The following is an 18,914-nucleotide window of genomic DNA, read 5'->3' as shown; positions in this document are numbered from 1 at the left end:
TCAGTGGCCCGTGGCGGACATCAGTTGTTCGGCGATAGGCCCAAGGGCCAGTGCCGGGAGGAAGGTCAGCGCGCCCACGACGATGACGATGCAGGCAAGCAGCGTGATGAACAGCGGCGTGTGCGTGGGCAGTGTCCCGGCGCTCTCGGGAACATGCTTCTTCGCCGCGAGCGAACCGGCCATGGCCAGCATCGCGATCGCCAGCGGGAAGCGGGACAGGAACATGCAGATACCGAGCAGAACGTTCCAGAACGGCGTGTTTGCCGACAGGCCACCGAACGCGCTGCCATTGTTGTTCGCCGCCGAGCTGACCGCGTAGAGCATCTCGCTGAAGCCATGAGCGCCGGGATTGGACACCCCCGCGACGCCGGCCTTCGACATCACCGCGATGGCGGTGCCGATGACGACCAGCGCACACGGCAGAAGCACCGCCAGGCTGGCCATCTTCATCTCGTGCGCCTCGATCTTCTTGCCGAGGTATTCCGGTGTGCGTCCGACCATCAGGCCGGCGATGAAGACCGCGACCACGGCGAAGGCAAGCATGCCGTAGAGGCCCGAGCCGACACCGCCGAAGATCACCTCGCCCAGCTGCATGAGCCACATCGGTACGAGACCGCCCAGCGGTGTCAGCGAGTCGTGCATGGTATTCACCGCGCCGCAGGATGCGGCCGTGGTGATGGCGGCGAACAGACCCGAGGCGGCGATGCCGAAGCGGGTTTCCTTGCCTTCCATGTTGCCGCCCGCCTGCAGGCCGGAGGCCTGGGCGTCGATGGCCAGACCGTGCAGCGCGGGGTTGCCCGCCTGCTCCGCGGCGACCAGGCCGACGGTCAGCGGCACGAAAATGAGCAGCATGGTGGCGAGGATCGCCCAGCCCTGGCGGCGATCGCCGACCATGCTGCCGAAGGTGTAACAAAGTGCCGCCGGAATCAGGAAGATCGAAAGCATCTCGACGAAGTTGGAGAATGGTGTCGGGTTCTCGAACGGGTGCGCGGAGTTGGCGTTGAAGAACCCGCCGCCATTCGTGCCGAGCATCTTGATCGCGATCTGCGAAGCGGCCGGGCCCATCGGCAGCGTCTGTGTGCCCTGCTGCACCGTGGCGACGTCGAGGTAGGGCGCCAGGTTCTGGACGACACCCTGCGATACGAGGAGCAACGCGATGACCAGCGAAAACGGCACCAGCACGTAGAGCGTGGCGCGGGTCATATCGACCCAGAAGTTTCCGACGGCGGACGCGCCCCGGCGACTGAAGCCGCGGATCACCGCGATCAGCACGGCGATACCGGTGGCGGCGGAGAGGAAGTTCTGCACGGCCAGGCCGAGGGCCTGGGTGAGGTAGCTCATCGTCGACTCACCCGCGTAACCCTGCCAGTTGGTGTTCGTGGCAAAGCTGATCGCGGTATTCATCGCCGAATCGGGCGAGACCGCGCCGAAATGCTGTGGATTCAGCGGCAACCATGCCTGCGCACGCTGCAACAGGTAGACCACGGCAAGGCCGGCCACGTTGAAGGCGAGCATGGCGATGGCGTAGCGCGTCCAGCTCATGTCCTCGCCGGCGCGGATGCCCGAGACGCGATAGAGCACGCGCTCGATGCGACCACCGAAACGGGTGACCTTGTTCGGTTCGTCGGCGAAGACCAGCGCCATATACTGGCCGACCGGCTTCACCAGCACCAGCAGGATCGCCAGGAAGAGGCCGATCTGAAAGATGTCGTTGGCGCTCATTCGAACCACTCCGGCTTGAGGAGGGCCACGCAGAGGTAACCGGTCAGTGCCACCGCGATGGCGGTGGCTACGATGTAGACGAGAGACATAGGGGTTTCCTCAGCGCCGGCCGAGCCGGTCGCAGATCATGAGGAAGCCGATCGTCATGGCCGTGAGCACGATGACGAGAAGGACGTACAGGAGTTCCACGGGTGTGTTCCGTCGAAGAGGACGGTGCGCATTGTTCGCTTTGCGCGATATTTACGGTGTATCGGCCATTCCCCCGGGCGTAACGTTTGCGTAAAGAAACACGCGAGTTGACAGTTGCCAGAGACGAGCTCAAGAATCCGTGGGCGCTCCGAGCGCTGAACGGACCCTTGCAAATAGAGGAGCAGGATGCTCATGGACCCGGCATATATCGACACGGTGAGAGCGCTGTGCGGACGAATCTCGATGTCAGCCTTTGACACCGTGTTCCGGCTTCGCATCGAGCGTGACGTCAAGGCGCCCAAAGACGGCCGTATCTTTCTTCAGGTGGAATACGACACGCCTTGCGTGACCACGGGCGAGCGTCGCGCGTTTCGAGGGCGGAAGTGGTACCTCTCGGACCACATGATCGACGACGAAGTGGTCAAGACCGCCCTGGCCGCCTTCGAGGCCACCATGCGCCACGAGTGCCTCGAGGGCTTCAAGGTCGACGGCGTGACGCTGGTCAATCCGCATGTTCATTTCGAGGAGCTTTTGCGGATTTCATCGAGAGAGGTCTCGCGAGCCGATCCTGCCGCCGCCGAAGATACCTAGGGTAAGTCGCGGCTTTCGCCCGGTTCGGCCGTATTCGTGCAGACGGCGCCTACAACGGATGGCCGGTGCCCCGGTACCGAAGGCCAGCGTAGGGTGGATTGGGCGTAACGACGCCCACCGCAAAAGGACTTGCCGATGTCTGCCCCGACTTCCACCGCGACGCCCCGGCCCAATACGTTTGCCGCGGACTACCCGTCTCTGTTCGGAGACCTTTCCGTCGACCAGTGCCTTCCGGACGCGCTACAGAGCAAGCTGGGGCCTCTGGCCTATCTGAAAATGTTGTTCGACGTCGCGAGTTCCCTGGAGAAACGGTTCGACGACGCACCGAAAAGCCCGCTCGAAAGGCGTCGTCCGGACATCCCTGCGTTGCTTCTGGACGAGCCCGCGTTGAAGCGCCGCGTCCCCCGGCTCACGCTGGTCAACGACATCCTTGAAGCCTTGATCGTGGGTACCGCCAAGGCCGATCGAACGAACCGCGCAGCGTGCGCGGACATCCTGGCGGAGGCCAGCTGGCCACCGACGCTGCCGTTCGACGGTGCCTGGGACAGGATCATGCAGGTCCATTGGTACAAGGATCTCCTGCGCTGGGACACCTTGAGGCAGGTCGATCGCGACTATCCCGGCTTTGCCTGCGGTGCGCCCGCCGCCGTCGGTATGCGCGAGGTGCTGCCGCTGTGCACCCACCTGTCGCCCGCCCAGATACGTAACCTGGTGGTTCCGGAGTCCACATCGCTTGATGCCGCTCCCGGGGACACCGCGCCCTCTTCCGCCTCACTGCGGACGCGTCTCGGACTTCCGGCCGACGTGTCCGTCGACAGTCTCACGGCGAGCGCCTCATTCCTGAAGGCGACCGGCCTGAACCGCAAGCGGCTTCGGCAGCTCCTTGCGGTCAATGGTGTAGCCGGGGCAGGCGACACCGCCCAGGTGTCCTCCGTGCGGGTGAGCGACGCGGGAAAGCCAGGCGCATCGCCGGATAGCAGCGCGTTCGGTGCAAGCTACCTCAACGACGGCGCCACAGCGCCGCTGCGTCTCGTCCGCGCCGGCAGCGACAGCGGGTCGGCGGTGACGATCGAAGGGCTGACCGCCGCCCATCTCGACCGGGTCTGGCGAATCCTGCGCATCCAGGCAGGCATGGACCTGTCCTTTGCGCACATCGACCGCTTACTCCAGGCGGCCTTCGGTGCCCAGCGGGTCGAGAAGGGGCGACGCATCGACCTCAACGTCCTTCGCGTGCTGGGTCTCTACGCGCACTTGCGCGATAGCCGATCCGTGGATCTCGACGCCTACGCGGCGGTCGTACATGAGATCTCTCCTTATGCCACCGGGCGCGACACATCGTATTTCGATCGGTTATTCGCGCCCGGACGTGCCCATGCGCCGCCGGTCATGGATGGTGCGCCCTTCGCGATCGAGGCGCCGTCCGCCGAAAGTTCTGCTGCCGCGCCACTGGTCGCCGATGCGACCGTGCGCGCGCTATGCCTGGGACTGGGTCTTCGTGAAGAGACCTTGCTTCGCTACCTTGGCTGGATCCGGGATGCGCGAGGCGAGCGCGCACCCACCCGCACGCTGGATTTCATCTCCGCCTGCCATCGTCTCGCGTTACTGCCGCGGTGGCTGGGCATAGCCGATGAGACTGAAGCGTCCGCCCTGCTGGAACTCTTCCGGAGCACGCAAGGCACACTCTTTGCGCAGCTGGCCCAGCCGCGGCTGAACACCGAAAAAGGGACCGACGCTCCTGACATCGTCGATGCGATCGTCACGCTGATGAACATGCGGGACTGGTTGCGCGAGCACGAACTGCCTCCCGCACGCCTCTTCGCCGTGCTCGCACCGGGCGCCGCCCGGACCGCGACCATCGATGCCGCGGACCAGGTCGTCACATACCATCGGGCCGGCGGAACCACGGGCCTGATCCACAAGACCGACCTGGCGCCCATCTTCGACCGCCTTGCTTTTGCCGTTGACGCGGACGACGAGGACACCGACCCCTTCGTGCTGCTTGCGTCGCTGATTCGACCGGACGGCAGGCTTCAAAAAGCCGCCTTTCTGATGACCGACATGGAGAGCATGCGCGCGGCGGTCCACGACCTGCTGGCCGAGGCGCCCTTCCGGCTCACCCGGGAGGATGTGGCGACGGGAACATACGCGGCCACGCTGGATAGCCTGTTTCCGGAACACTTGCTTGAAGAGGCAGACGCCGAGTCGCGGTTCGACGAAGCCGTCCGGAAAACGAGCGACATCCTCTGGGCAGCGCGACGTAACCAGATGGATCGCGCAAGCGATGTGCTCGCGGCCATCGTGCCCGGCATCAAGGATGCGAAGCTTCGGGAGTGCGTCGGGCGCTGGATCTCCGTGAGCCAGGAAGACCTTCTCGCGCTATACCTGGAACACGCTGGACGCACACAGATCGGCCTCCTGGCGGGCGCGTTTCGACAACCCGGCGAACTGGTCGCCCTGCTCGGCCTCACCGCGGACGATGTAGATGCCGTCGCCGCGCTTCCACGGAAGTTCGGGCTCGATGAGCGTACGGAAGATGGATCCCCGGGCGTCATCGACCTTCGCACGGTCTACCGGCTGACGAAGTGGAACCTCGTCATCAGCGAAGCGGCACGCCGGGCAGGCAACGCACCATCCGAGACGGCCTCGCGGCTGACCGCATGGCTGCGCGGTGACCCGGTCGCACTGGAGGCCACCCTCGGTGTACCCAAGGAATTATTGAAGCTGGGCAACGCCGCCCCAGCCGACGTGCACGACCTGGCGTGGCTTCTCCGCGTTCTGGCGCTTGCCGATCGATCGGGTATCGCGCCGGGTGCAATCGTCGCCCTGTCGGCCTCGCATGCGGGCAGCAACGCCGCGTGGCTTTCGGCGGTCGCCAATCAACTCATGGCCGACTTCGGTGAAGCCGACCGGACGACGATGATCGGTCGGCACGACGCATCCCGCCGCGATGCCATGCTTGCCTGGCTCCAGGTTCATGCGAAGGACGCCGATAATCAGCCATTTGCCGACCGGGATGCACTGGCCGACTGGCTGTTGACGGATATCTCCGTGGGTGTCGAACCCCAGACGACACGTGTGGATGCGGCGGTAAGCAGCCTTCAGCTATATATCCATCGATTGCTGAGCGGGCTGGAGAGGCGCCTCGATACCGCCAAAGACATGAAGGCGGTTCGGGAAGCCTGGACGACGTACCAGGCGCGTTACGAGGACTGGCGCTCTCGTGAAGAGCGAGCGCTCTACCCCGAGAACTACATCGAGCCGGGCCGCCGGCAACACAAGACGCGTGCTTTCAGCGACCTCGAAACGCAGCTTGCCCAGGGGCAGGCACGTCCTGCCGATATCGAAACGAACCTGCTTTCGTATCTGACGACGTTCGAGCGCGTCAGCAACATTCAGGCCATATCCGGTTATCACGAAGGCATCGATCCCGCCAGCAACAAGCTGCACATCATCGGGCAGAGCAACGCCGAACCGCCGGAATACTTCTGGCGCACCGCGGATATGTCGGTCAAGGCACCGGGTGATCAGTTCTCCATGCTTGCATGGAGTGACTGGCGAGCGATCGATCTTCCACTGGTAGGCGAGTTGGTCACGTGCAAGCTGCCACCCAGGCCAGACAAGGCGACACTCGATAAAGCGACTGCCGACCTGAATGCGAAGCGCGAACGCAAAGGCGAAAGCCAGAAAGCCAAAGACACTGCAACGGCGAAGGCGGTCGCATCGCAAGCCGTCGCAGCCAGGCCTCAGCCCACCCAGGCGGAGATTGACCAGGCTACCGCCGACGAAGCGGCATCCTCTGTTGCCATCGAACAGGCGAATAAGGCAGCCGCGGATTTCCACCAGGCGGAATTCTCATTGAAGGCTGCGCATGCGAGAGCCAACGACCCCCGGGATGAAGTGCCGGTCATTCGTCCGCTGACCATCGACGGGCGCCCTTACGTCGTCTGGGCGGAGCGGGACGTTTCACCCATCGTCTTCGACGATCAGGACCGCGCGAGCGCCTACTACGTCATGAGAGTTTGCTTCTGCTATCAGGAATCGGACGGACACTGGAGCTCGGCAAACAAGCTTCTCGAACTGAATGGGCGGACCGCCGACGGCAATCGACGAAAGCCCGCGAGCGACGACCAGATTCACGGCATGTGCAAGGAACGCCTCAACCTCGTCACCCGTGAGTACCAACCGACGTTGGCCGTCATGGAGAACCGCAAGGGTAAGCGGCGTAGGCATGAGCCTTTGCTGGTGGCACTGCTGCTCGACAGCAAGATGGCGGCTTCCGATGTGTTCCTCGTCCGCGCCGTCGACGAAGGCGCAGCGTCCCTTGATGAGTCGAGCAAAGCCGAACTTGAGCGCCGCAAGCAATCGACGATACCCACAACAGCAGCATACAGCCCGTATTTCATCGCCGTGCGTGATCTTCTGCTCGTCGACAAGCGACTGCTCGACGCGGACGCCTCGGACAAGCTCGAGCGGAAGCTCGTTTTAAACTGGCAAAAGCTTTTCAGCGACCCTCGCGTCGTACAACATCCCTATCTTGGAACACGCTATCGCCTCACTTCCGGGAAAGATTCGGTAACCTCGGACGCGTACGTGAGGGAAGCGGTTGCAAAGAAGGTGGTCATGCTTGACCTGCAACCATCGAGGCTGACCGCTGTGCTTTCCGAAGATGGCGAGCGCATGAAAGTCACGGGGACCGTCGACAGCGTGTGGCGCAACCGCGAACGCGTCATTGTCGACGACAGGGATATTCACGGTCGTGAGGATGTCGCGGAAATCCTCGTCGACGAGAGCATGATCGTCGACATTGAGTCGGCGACTGGAAGATTTCCTAATCACCAATGGGTTAAGGGCGCGATCTTTCCTGACGGCGATTTCACCGCGAGCGGGGCTCGTTCATCTCGTAGTTTCGCTGTCCGTTTTACCGCAGACGCTAGACCCGATAGTAGGATTCCTGTCAGCTACCGAATCCTCACGGAGCACGCGACGCCCACAAGGAAGCACAAGTTTAAGGTAATTCATTCGGGAGAAGTTCATGTTCTCGCTGGCGATCTCAGACCTTTTTTTCAATATTCACCCGTTGACGATCATGTAAGAGACGAAGTTGACGCGATAGCGGTATATGTTGCCTTTCTCATAAACAGATCGGCTTGGATAACGAATAAACTCGGTGCCGGAGACTATGACGAGTTGATCGATTTTGAGCCCGTTCGACTCGATGTAGATTATGAAAAAACCAGGGTTAAGCTTGACACATCGGATTGGATCGGCACGGTTGTCTACTTGAACGTCGGCCGCGAGTGGGTCCGATATACCGTTAAAGGCATCAGACAGCTATCCAACCAATCCGTCGGTTCCGTCTTCGTTTCGAAACCCCGCCCCGAGCAGGGAGAAACGATCACATACGTCCCTCTGCCGATCACCGCAAAGCTTCAGTCCGGCGCGGTGGCGACCCCCATATCCGACGACTTGAGTCTATTGAGTGACCTGAAGAATGTGCATCTGGATGCACTCCACATTTGTGCAGAAGCAGATATACAGGCGGCCAGAACATGGCTGCCGAAACTCGATCCTTTTACGTGGCGTGTCGACAACCGCTCCTACGATAAGGCGATGGGTCGCCCTGGAGCCGAGCAGGAGACGAACGCCGCCGTCGCGCTGAAAGGTTCAGTACCATTCCTCCGGGCGGTTCAGTCGCTGAACCGCGAACAAAAAGAGGCATTGCGCGTCGCCTTCTCCGCATCCCTCTTTCGAACCGTATCGGACGCCGGAGGGGCTGAACTGGGCGCGCGAGCGGTCGAAGAGATCGTCAGCTTCGCCATGAATCATGCCGAGTCCTACGGTAACCTTTACGCTCGTCTGATCGCCGCCTTCGGTAGTGAAGGCACGAGGCGCAACGAGCCCTTCAAGAAAAAGCTGTACATGGAGAAGATGGGCCGAAAGAAGATCGAGGCATATTTCCCCGTCGATCCCGACACCAGAACCTATCCGATCACCCTGTCGCTGGAGGTTCCAGACGATCCTGCCAACGATCCGGATGGCAAAGCGAGCACGTGGCTCACGCTGAAACGCACGTTTACCCTGGTCGACCGGGCCGAGGAAGCATCGTCGCCGGACGATCGCGTGCCGACCGTCTACATCTGGCACAACACTTCGAATGCGCAATATCTGGACCTGGATGAGTCCCGTCGGCCGCCAGTGCGCCTGAACACCTTGTTCGGAAAACCGCTCGTAGGTCGGGCCGCTCGCTCGATGGACGCGGTTCTCTCGTTCGACACGCAGACACTGCCGGAGCCTGCCCTTCGCAAGGGTGAAAGCGGCGGTTTCGTCGATTTTCGTGGAGCCAACGGACTTTATTTCTGGGAGTTGTTCTTCCATGTCCCCTGGCTGATCGCGTGGAACCTGCGCGAGAAGCGCGAGTACGCAGCGGCGTGGCGCTGGTGCAGTCAATATCTGTTCGACCCCTACCGCGGACAGACGACGAGCGCGACACCCCCTCGCCCGTTCTGGAACAGCATGCCACTCGTGTATCCGATGTCGGTAGCCTCCGATACGGGCGAGGCACCGGAGCTGGCAGGTTACGCGGACCACGTGCATTTCCAGAAGGCGCTACATGCCTTCGCGGTCGGCCTGTGGCTGATGCAGGGCGATGAGCTGTTTCGCAAGCTGACGCCGGAGAGCCTGCAGGAAGCATGGTTGTGCTACCAGCGTGCCTTGCGGCTTATCGGTCCGCTGGAAGAGCCAGGTGACGCCGCGCCCTGGAGGCCAGTCACGTTACGCTCGCTGGGTGACGCCTTTGTCGCGCCGGTCAACCTGCGTCTTCGGGAGACACGGGATCTCATACTCAGTCGCCTGTCCAACCTTCGCCACGGCCGGGCGATCGATGGGACGTTGCTACCGTACATCGGCCGCGGTGTGGATGAATCGCTGACGTTTAGCGGTGGCCGGGGTGGCACCGGCGCCATGCAGGACCTCCTGCGAATGAACCAGATTCCTCATCACCGGTTCCGCGATGGGCTGGCTTTCGCACAAGCCGCGGTGGAGCGGCTGACCGATCTGGGGCGCTACCTTTTCCACATCGCGGAACATGAAGCGGATAACGCGTACGAGGTTGAAAAGCAGACGACGCTGATGGCGGTCGCGGATTTCGATGTGTCGTTGCGCAGGCAGGCTATCCTGACGGTCGAGCGCGAAGGTATGACCTTGAAGGCCAGCCGACGGAATGTGGAAAAGCGAGTCAGGCACTACACCGAGCAAGTGGGTCGCAATCCACTCGAAATTCTTGCTTCGACGACCGGATACGGCGCTGTTGCAACGCTTTACGCGACAAGTGCTCCCGTTCTGGCAAAGGTTCCCCTTAGATCCCTGATGAATGTGTTTGGAATGTCGACGGGCGGTAATAAGTGGGACGCTGCCCCCGACGCCATCGAAGAAAAGCTGGAGACCTTTGCCGAAGCGACCCGCTTGCTTGCCGAGGATCTGCGCACAGAGGCTGCCTACAATCGCCGGGATGACGAATTCAGGCATGAGATCGAACTGGCGCGAGGTGACCTCGAGATCTTGTCCGCTCAGGAGGCGGAGCAGGCGTCACGCCTCGCCACCGCCAAAAAGGAGCTCGACCAGGCCGTCGCACAGCAAGGTCGCCTGCGCACCGAGTTCGCGACACTGACCAGCGGGTTTGCCATCGCGGACACCTATACCTGGATGCTCGGACGCCTCGGCGAACTCTACGCGTCCGCCTACCAGTCCGTATTGAGCCTGTGCCTTTCGGCGGAAGCCAGCTACATGTTCGAGACCGGGGATTTCGGCACGCGCCATGTACGGCTGGATGCGTGGCAGGGTGCCTGGCGGGGCATGTTCGCCGGCGAGGCGCTACAGAACGATCTGCAGGCGATGCAGAGCTCGTACCTGCGTGTACACGAGCGACGCCCGCTGATTCACAAAGACATCTCCATCGCCACGCTTGCTGGCGGTGGGACCAGGACGACACCGGGCAAGGATGCCGAGGGCAGGGATATTTCGGTGCGGACGCTCGACAACAGACAGCTCGCCGAAGGACTGAAGAAGAACCGCCTGTGGATCCGTTTAACCCAGAAGATGTTCGACGAAGATTACCCCGGCCACTACCTGCGGCAGATCCGGCACGTGTCGGTGGAGTTCAAACTGAAGCCGGACGCAAAGACGCTCACCGAAACGAGCGTCCTCCGCGCGGTTCTCACCCAGCGCGCCAACAACCTGCATGTCACCCCCGACATAGAAGGCGCGAGATGGCTTCGGGCGCCGGGTTCCGAGACCCCTTCCTCGATTCGGCGCAACCTGCGAGCCAACCAGTACATCCTGATTTCATCCACAAAGCCGCGCGTGCACGACGATCCGATGACGACCGTCGTACTGCGTAATGAATTCATGGATGGCCGCTATACGCCCTTCGAAGGTACGGGCGCGGTTTCCGAATGGACGCTGACGCTTCCCGGCGATGAGGCGATGAGGGCGGCTTATGCCGAGGACATCGAGGATATCGTTCTGCGGCTGGACTACTCTGCCGTCTGGGGCGGTGGGGCTTTCACCTTTCAGGTGAAAGAACTGATGCAGGAAAATACCAAGGCACCGCCGACGACCAGGGTAGTTTCAAGCCATGCGCCTGCCGAACCGGGTTCGGACGCCCGGAGCGAAGCAGGTATCCGTCGTTTCATCGCGAACCTCGCTATCGCGTGGCGGGCGTTGAAGGCGTCGTCCGGGGTCTCACGAGACGAGAAGCTCACGTTACTCCAGACCTTCTACGCCTTGAAGGATGGCAAGGGCACCGACGTAACCAAAGAGAAAGATCAGCAACGGCTATGGAATACCGCGTTGCAATCCGCGGATTGCGTTGTCACCGATCCGGGAGAGTCGCCCAGCGTGAGCTATGAGCATCCGTGTGATCTTGGCGGCATCAAGGAGAAGCTCAGGCTGACTTGGACAGGCAGCGGTTACGAGGTCATCGAGCATACCCTGGTAGACCCGTCACGACGGCCGCCTGTCGAATCCGGCAGCCCGGACACACCTGACGCACCACAGAAACCCGCTGAGCCTGACACGCCACCGAAGCCCGTTGAGCCTGACACGCCACCGAAGCCCGCTGAGCCTGGCACGCCACCGGAACCCGTTACGCCTGACACGCCGCAGCTGCCAGAGGATAAGCAGCCTGCCTCGGCCGCTCTTTCGTGGCCCGAGCGCGATGACGCCGAAATTTACCGAGTCACAGGCGACATACCCGTCCGGGAAACGGCCGAGGAGATCGATGCAAAAAAAATCATCGATGAGTTCTACGGGATCTGGCGTGACGCGTCAGACGAGACAGCGATGGCCAGGAGTATCGAGTCTTTCACTCCGGACAACATGACCCATGTCCGATACTATTTTCGCCAAACAACGGTAGTGAGAATTGTCAGCTATAGCGCAAGGACTGTCGTCCGGAATGAGACGATGCATTCGCTTTTCCTCCAGGTCTTTGTCGCATTGAAAGAAGCCCATCCGCGTGCGTCCCCGTCACGCGACATCTTCGAATTCCGTGAAGGTAAACTCGTGAGTGCCTCCCGACGCGGAGGATGGGTGGATTAGTGGCGAGTTCAGGATATAGGCCGGGAGGCAGGGGCCGAGCTACCGTCGGAGAGGATGAACCCGGTCAGACTTCAGAGACGTCGCTCCAGCCGCTCCCGAAACAGCTCATCGATCCGCCGATACTCGTCGTACCAGGAGTCAGCATGGACGAACCCATGCCGCTCCATCGGATACAGCGACATCCAGAAATTTTTCTTGTGCAGTTCGATGAAGCGCTGGTACAGACGGATCGAATCGCTCGCCAGCACGTTGTCGTCAATCAGGCCGTGCTCGATCAGCAGCGGGTCGGCCAGCTTGTCGGCATAGTTGATCGGCGAGCTGGTCGCATACGCCTCGGGATCGATCTGCGGATCGTTGAGGATGTTGGATGTGTACTCGTGGTTATAGCTGGTCCAGTCGGAGACCGGACGCAGCGCGGCACCGGCAGCGAACTCGCCCGGCGAGCGCAGCAGGGCGATCAGCGTCATGAAGCCGCCGTAGCTACCGCCGTAGATGCCCACGCGCTTGCTGTCCACACCCTGGTTCTTCACCAGCCATGCCTTGCCGTCGAGCAGGTCGTCCAGTTCGGGGTGACCCATCTGGCGGTAGATCGCGGTGCGCCAGTCGCGACCGTAGCCCTTCGACGCGCGGTAATCCATGTCGAGCACGACGTAGCCGCGCTGCACGAGCAGGTTGTGGAACATCTGCTCGCGGAAGTACGCGGGATACGACAGGTGCACGTTCTGCAGGTAGCCCGCCCCGTGCACGAAGATCACGGCAGGGCGCGATGCGGCTGCCGCAGCGTCGGCCGGCCCATAGAACTTGGCGTAGATGGTGCCCGCGCCGTGGCTCGACGGCACTTCGACGATTTTCGGCGCGATCCACTCGTGCGCCCTGTAGCCCGGCTTTCGCGTGTCGGTGAGTTCGCGCGGTGCGCCGCCGTCGACGCCAACGGTCGACAACTGCGAAGGCACGTACGGCGACGAGTGCAGTACCGCCAGCGAACGACCGTCCGGCGACAGCGAGAAATCGTCGAGGCTGCCGTACTGCGTGACACGGCGCAGTTCGCCACCCGTCGACGGCACACGGTAGATGTCGTAGCTATACGGCGCGACCTTGTTGCTGCGCACGTAGAACGTACCGCCATCAGGGCTGAGCACCGGGTGGTCGACCTCGAAGCGGCCGGAGGTCAGCGCCGTGGCCTTGCCGCCCAGCGGACGGGTATAGAGCTGCGCAAAGCCGGATTCTTCGCTCAGGTACCAGAGCGTACGGCCATCGTTCAACCAGCCGAAGTCGTTACCGTCCCAGTTGATCCAGGCCTTGTCGGTCAGGCGGTGCTGGCTGACCAGCGTGTGCCTGCCGAAGTCGACCGTGGCGATCCAGCGGTCCTTGTTGTCGATCGCGCGGAGCTGCACGGCGACGTTATGGCCATCGTCGCTCCAGACGATGCCCGGGCTGTATTCGCCATTGACGATGACCGGGCGCGTCTTCGGAGCGGCCAGCGCGTCGGCGCGGTCGTTCTTGCCGTCCTTGCGCAGCGCGGCCACGGTCTTCGCGCGCAGGTCGGCCAACGGGTCGTCGCCGATGCCGGGCAACGTCTTCGTGTCGAGGTCGTAGCTGGTGTGCGTGCTCAGGTCGAGCAGACGCAACGACTGCGGCGCGGGGTCGCTGCGGCCGACGTACGCGCGCGTCGCTTCAGGCTCGGCGTAGCCCGAGTCGGTCACGTAGTGGGTGAGGTCGGCGATCTTGCCGGCGTCCGCATCCTTGGCCTGGGTGACGACGAGGAGCCAGTGGCCGTCGGGCGAGAGCGAGGTATCGGCGACGCTGACGTTCTTGCCCAGCCAGAAGGGCGCGGGCGCACGGCCGGGGTCGGCGGCGGCGAGGGCGTCCTTCTCGGCCTTCATTGCCGCCTCGTCGGCGCGCAGACCGCGCAGGGTGGAGAACAGCTTCTGCTGATCGTCTTCGAGGTCATCGGAGGTCTTTGCCCTGGGGTCGTCCTTTTCCTCGAGCACCGCCGCTTTGCCAGCGGGGCCACCGGCAACGGCATAGGCGAACCAGTCGTTGCCCGCGCGGAAAGTCAGCAGGCGGCCATCGAGGGAAAAGCGCGGCTGACTTTCGGTCGCCTCGGTACGCGTGACCTGCACCGTGGCGCCCGTGCCAAGGTCGCGGAGAAAGACGTCACCGTGGCGGATGAAAGCGGCATGGCGATGGTCGCGGTCGAACACCAGCTTCGTGCCGTCGGCATTCGCCGCTGCCCTCGGATCGAGGCGCTCCGGCACTCCGCCGTTGGCGCCGACGCGGTAGAGGTCGCGCACCGGCGTGCCGTCGTGTTTCAGCGAGTAATACACCTCGCGGCCATCGACACCCCAGTACGCGTCTTCCACCGCCGGCCCGATCCAGTCCGGATTCGCCATGATCGTCTCCATGTCCAGCGGAGGCGGCGGCGCGGCCAGCGACGGCGCGGCGGCAAAGGCGGTGAGCAGGGCGGCGGCAAGTACACGCATCGGGCGGATCCCGGGAATGGCAAAGCGGACGAGCATAACCCGCCAGCCACCCCTTTCGGCACGGCGAGTCCTCCCGCCCGGTTTGCTACGCTCGACGCCTTCCCACCCTGGAGTCGATCCCATGCGCGCCTTTGTCCCCCGCCTGCTCGCCGTGAGCCTGTTCGTCGCCTGCGGTGCCCATGCCGCCACGAGCCAGGCCCCCTCGACGCCGAAGCGCATGGTCTCCGAAACCCTGGCCGGCCAGCCGGTCAACGACCCCTACCGCTGGCTCGAGAACCCCGAAGCCGCCGACGTCAAACAGTGGATCGATGCCCAGAACGCCTACACCGAAGCCACCATCGGCGCGATGCCGTTGGGCAAGGCGCTGAGCGCTCGCGTGCGCGAACTGGCGATCACGTCGACCACGCGCAGTTCGCCGACGCTCGCCGGCGGCACCCTGTTCTACTTCGAGAACACGCCGCCGCAGGCACAACCGCTGCTGGTGGCGAAGGCGTGGCCCGATGGTCCGACGCGCACGCTGGTCGATCCGAACCAGGGTGACGGCAGCACCGCGATCACCGAATACTGGCCGTCGCCCAGCGGCAGGTACCTGGCCTATGGCACGGCGGAAGGCGGCAGCGAACTGACCACCATCCACATCCTCGACACCACGACCGGCAAGGCGTTGCCCGACCTGCTGCCCCTGGCCGGCGGCGGCACCACACCGCAGGCGCTCGCCTGGGATGCCGATGAGAAGGGCGTGACCTACGCGCGTTTCGAGACGCCCGCCGCGGGCCAGGCGCTGCGCGAGTTCGACGCGGTGCTCGCGCATCACACGATCGGCGAGGCCGCTACGAAGGACCGCACGGTTTTCGGCAAGGGCTACTCGCATGTCGCCGAGTACATCCTGCTCGAGGGCAAGGGAGGTACGTCGACCGCGCTGCTCGCCAATGAAGGCGACGGCGGCCCGGCGGAGGTGTATCTGCGGCAGGGCAAGGGTGAGTTCAAGCGCGTGCTGGGCCGCGAGGCGGACGTGCGCTCCGCCGCGTGGGTCGGCGACCGCCTGATCGTCGTCGCTTTCGACGATGCGCCGCGTGGCAGACTCGTCGCCGTCGGCGCCGATGGCAAGCGCAGCGATGTGCTCGCCCAGGGTGACGGTGCGATTCAGCGTGTCTCCGCCATGGGCGACGGGTTTCTCGTCGTGCGCAGCGCCGGCCCCGACTGGTGGGCCGATCAGTACGACGCGAAGGCCACCCTGATCCGCCGCGTGCCGTTGCCGGCGACCGGCATCACGATCGGCGGCGTCGCTTCCGAAGCCGGACAGAACAAAGCCTTGCTGAGCTACGGCGGCTGGACCACCCCGACCCGCTGGGCGGAGTACGACGGCGCCAGCGGCACGTTGAAAACCGTGTTCGAGGTAAAGCCCGCCGCGGACTACTCGAAGGTGAAGGTGTCGCGCATCGACGGCGTATCGAAGGACGGCACGAAGATTCCCGTCACCGTGATTTCGATGGATGGGATCACCCCGAACGGCAAGCGGCCGACCATCCTCTACAGCTATGGCGGTTTCGGCCTTCCGGTCACGCCGGGGTTTGTCGGCGCCAACCTGGCCTGGCTTGAGCGTGGCGGCGTGCTCGCCTACGCCAACATTCGCGGCGGCAACGAGTTCGGTGAAGCGTGGCACGAGCAGGGCCAGAAGCAGCGCAAGCAAAACGTGTTCGACGACTTCTACGCCGCATCGCAGGCGCTGATCGACACGAAATGGACCGACCGCGGCCACCTGGGCATCCTCGGCGGCAGCAACGGCGGCCTGTTGATGGGTGCCGCGCTGACGCAGCATCCGGAGCAGTATCGCGCCGTGGTCGGTGCCGTCGGTATTTATGACGTGCCGCGTCACGAGACGGCTTTTGCGAATGGCCCATACAACGTGAGCGAGTACGGCAGCACGACGGATCCGGTGATCGCGAAGGCGATGCTGGCGTATTCGCCGCTGCACAACGTCAGGGCGGGGACGAAGTATCCGGCGGTGCTGCTCACCACGGGCGCCAACGATCCACGCGTCGCGCCGTGGCAGTCGCGTAAGTTCGCCGCCGCGTTGCAGGATGCCTCGACTTCCGGTCAGCCGGTGCTGTTGCTCACGCGGATGAACGCGGGGCACGGCATCGGTGCGCCTTTCAGCCAGCGGGTGGGTAATGCGGCGCTGCAGCTGACGTTCTTTGCGACGGAACTGGGGCTCGGCGAGTAAGCGTTCGCCAACGGGGCTGGCTCCCACCGGGTAGCCAGCCTATCCTTGCGAGGCGGCCAGGGGAGGCCGCCTCAAACAAGGATGCCTGCGTGATCGTGTCGGACCTGTTCACCCTGCCCGCTTTCGTGGCCTACCTGGCCCTGGGCGTGTTTTATTTCGTCGCCTTCGTGGTGACCTACATCTGGATCACCCCGCAGCGTGAGATGGCGCTGATCCGCGAGGGCAATCTCTCGGCGGCGATCAGCCTCGGCGGTGCGGCCATCGGCTTCGTACAGCCACTGGCGAGTGCGATCGCGCACAGCGTGAGCCTCGTCGATCTCGCCCTCTGGGGTCTGGTCGCCTGGGTCGTCCAGTTGTTGACCCACCTCGTCCTGCGCCTCGTCGTGCGCGACCTGCGTGGCCGGATCGAAGCGGACGTCCGCTCCGTGGCACTGTTCGTGGCGATCGTGGCGGCCTGTGTCGGCACGCTCAACGCCGCGGCGATGACGTACTGAGGACCGCTCATCATGTCCGAACGTCCTGAGTCCGATCATCCCGTCAAACCGGCCTCCTGGTCCATCGATCTGCCGCGCGGTTATAACGCTCCGACACGCCTCACGGAGGAGCCGTTGACCCGGCGCCGGTCGGTTGCGATCGCGCTCGGCGTCCTGGGTGCGACGGTGGCCGGCTATGCCGCCTTCGGCGGCAAGGATGTCCAACGCAACAGCTACGCCTCGCTCGAGGACTGCGAGCACGACTACGCCACCGGGCAGTGCACTCAGGACCAGCCCGTGTCGGGAAGCGGCGGTGGCCATTCGGCCGGCTATCACTACTACGGCCCCTGGTATCGCAGCGACTGGCGCGGCAAGGCGTTCAAGGGTGACCCGGGTCCGGGGCGCACCGTCGCGGGTGGCGGCGGCTTCGCCGGCCACGGCCCGACCGGCTTCGATTTCGGCAGCCGCGGAGGGTTCGGCTCGAGCGGACGCGTCTCGGCGCGGGGCGGCTGATGCGTCGCGAGACCATCGTCCCTCGCAAGGACTGGCAGACGCACGTCGAAGCCATCGGCTTTGGTTTTCACACCATCGACGGCAAAACGTACTGGCGCGAGGATGCCTGCTACGTGCTCGACGAAGCGCAGGTCGACGTGCTCGAGGCCGCCACGGCCGAATTGCATGCCCTGTGTCTCGAAGCCGTCGACCGGATCGTACGCGACGGCCGCTACACCGAGCTCGGGCTCGATGACCGCGCCGCGCGCCTGATCGAGCGCAGCTGGTTCGATCGCGACCCTGCGCTCTACGGGCGCATGGACCTGTCGTACGACGGCCGTTCGGCGCCGAAGCTGCTCGAGTACAACGCGGATACACCGACGTCGCTGTTCGAAGCCTCGGTCGTGCAGTGGTACTGGCTGGAAGAAGTCGCCTCCGACGCGGATCAGTTCAATTCGATCCACGAGAAGCTGATCGACCGCTGGCGCACCGTCGGGGGTGGACCGCGTGTGCACTTCGCGGCGTGTTACGACAACCCTGAAGACGCGACCACGACGGACTATCTCGTGGACACCTGCCGGCAGGCCGGGCACGACGTGCAGGCGCTGGACATCGAGGACATCGGCTGGTCGGGCAAGGCATTCATCGACCTGGCCGACCGTCCCATCGACCGGTTGTTCAAGCTGTATCCGTGGGAATGGCTGATGAGCGAAGCGTTCGCGCAACACATTCCGGCAAGCGGCACGCGCTGGCTCGAGCCGCCGTGGAAAATGCTGCTGTCGAACAAGGCGATTCTCCCGTTGCTGTGGGAGTTCTTTCCGGGGCACCCGAATCTTCTCGCAGCGAGCAGGCGGCGCGAAGACATCGTCGGCGCGGCGGTGGCCAAGCCTTACTGGGGTCGCGAAGGCGAGGGCATCGCGGTGCTCGATGCCCATGAGCGTGGTGCGCAGACGCCGCTTACCGTGTATCAGGCGCTCGCACCGCTGCCGGTATTCCAGGGTCGGCACGCGTTGGTCGGTTCCTGGGTGATCGGCGATGAGCCGGCCGGCATCGGCATCCGCGAGGATGACGACCGGATCACGCGCAACACCAGCTGCTTCGTGCCGCATCTGTTTCGTTGACGGCGGTTACTCGGGGACGCGC

General features: G+C 63.7%; 9 protein-coding genes. 6 read left to right on the top strand and 3 right to left on the bottom strand.

The genetic code is table 11. The annotated features are described in order from the left end of the window. Both kdpA and kdpF read right to left on the bottom strand, forming a co-directional pair. Entirely contained in the window at positions 1-1,722 is a 1,722-nt protein-coding gene (gene kdpA, locus J2X57_RS18155) for a potassium-transporting ATPase subunit KdpA (RefSeq protein WP_043696946.1), read from the bottom strand. Continuing rightward, positions 1,719-1,811, bottom strand: a complete 93-nt coding sequence (gene kdpF / locus J2X57_RS18150) for a K(+)-transporting ATPase subunit F (RefSeq protein WP_081908594.1) — start codon at positions 1,809-1,811, stop codon at positions 1,719-1,721. Before kdpF ends, kdpA begins: the two co-directional genes overlap by 4 nt. A gap of 343 nt (positions 1,812-2,154) precedes the next feature. On the opposite strand from kdpF, the gene J2X57_RS18145 reads away from it, so the two are divergent. Both J2X57_RS18145 and J2X57_RS18140 read left to right on the top strand, forming a co-directional pair. Then, positions 2,155-2,502 (top strand): hypothetical protein, encoded by a 348-nt coding sequence (locus J2X57_RS18145; RefSeq protein ID WP_156128596.1) that lies wholly within the window; start codon positions 2,155-2,157, stop codon positions 2,500-2,502. A 135-nt stretch (positions 2,503-2,637) separates the two neighbouring features. Further along, positions 2,638-12,099: a neuraminidase-like domain-containing protein gene (locus J2X57_RS18140; RefSeq protein ID WP_309869188.1), complete on the top strand. Its 9,462-nt coding sequence runs from the start codon at positions 2,638-2,640 to the stop codon at positions 12,097-12,099. Between the two features lie 71 nt (positions 12,100-12,170). Here J2X57_RS18140 and J2X57_RS18135 read toward each other — a convergent pair whose 3' ends face one another. Further along, positions 12,171-14,582 (bottom strand): prolyl oligopeptidase family serine peptidase, encoded by a 2,412-nt coding sequence (locus J2X57_RS18135; RefSeq protein WP_309869186.1) that lies wholly within the window; start codon positions 14,580-14,582, stop codon positions 12,171-12,173. Positions 14,583-14,703: 121 nt separating this feature from the next. Here J2X57_RS18135 and J2X57_RS18130 point away from each other — a divergent pair, with 121 nt between their 5' ends. The 4 genes from J2X57_RS18130 to J2X57_RS18115 all read left to right on the top strand — a co-directional run bounded on the left by J2X57_RS18130 (position 14,704) and on the right by J2X57_RS18115 (position 18,892). After that, the gene (locus tag J2X57_RS18130) at positions 14,704-16,806 is read left to right on the top strand and encodes a prolyl oligopeptidase family serine peptidase (protein ID WP_309869184.1); all 2,103 of its coding nucleotides are present in this window, start codon (positions 14,704-14,706) and stop codon (positions 16,804-16,806) included. A gap of 89 nt (positions 16,807-16,895) precedes the next feature. Then, positions 16,896-17,300, top strand: a complete 405-nt coding sequence (locus tag J2X57_RS18125) for a DUF350 domain-containing protein (protein ID WP_036108873.1) — start codon at positions 16,896-16,898, stop codon at positions 17,298-17,300. A gap of 12 nt (positions 17,301-17,312) precedes the next feature. Continuing rightward, on the top strand, positions 17,313-17,792 hold the full coding sequence (locus J2X57_RS18120) for a hypothetical protein (protein ID WP_309869182.1): 480 nt from the start codon (positions 17,313-17,315) through the stop codon (positions 17,790-17,792). Beyond that, complete coding sequence (locus J2X57_RS18115; protein ID WP_309869180.1) at positions 17,792-18,892, top strand: glutathionylspermidine synthase family protein; 1,101 nt, start codon at positions 17,792-17,794, stop codon at positions 18,890-18,892. The genes J2X57_RS18120 and J2X57_RS18115 overlap by 1 nt, the downstream gene beginning before the upstream one ends. The last annotated feature ends 22 nt before the right edge of the window (positions 18,893-18,914 follow it).

Source organism: Luteibacter sp. 1214, from assembly GCF_031455395.1.
GTDB classification, from domain to species: domain Bacteria; phylum Pseudomonadota; class Gammaproteobacteria; order Xanthomonadales; family Rhodanobacteraceae; genus Luteibacter; species Luteibacter mycovicinus.
Note: the sequence above shows the minus strand (reverse complement) of the source record. Positions and strands in the feature narration are given on the sequence as shown.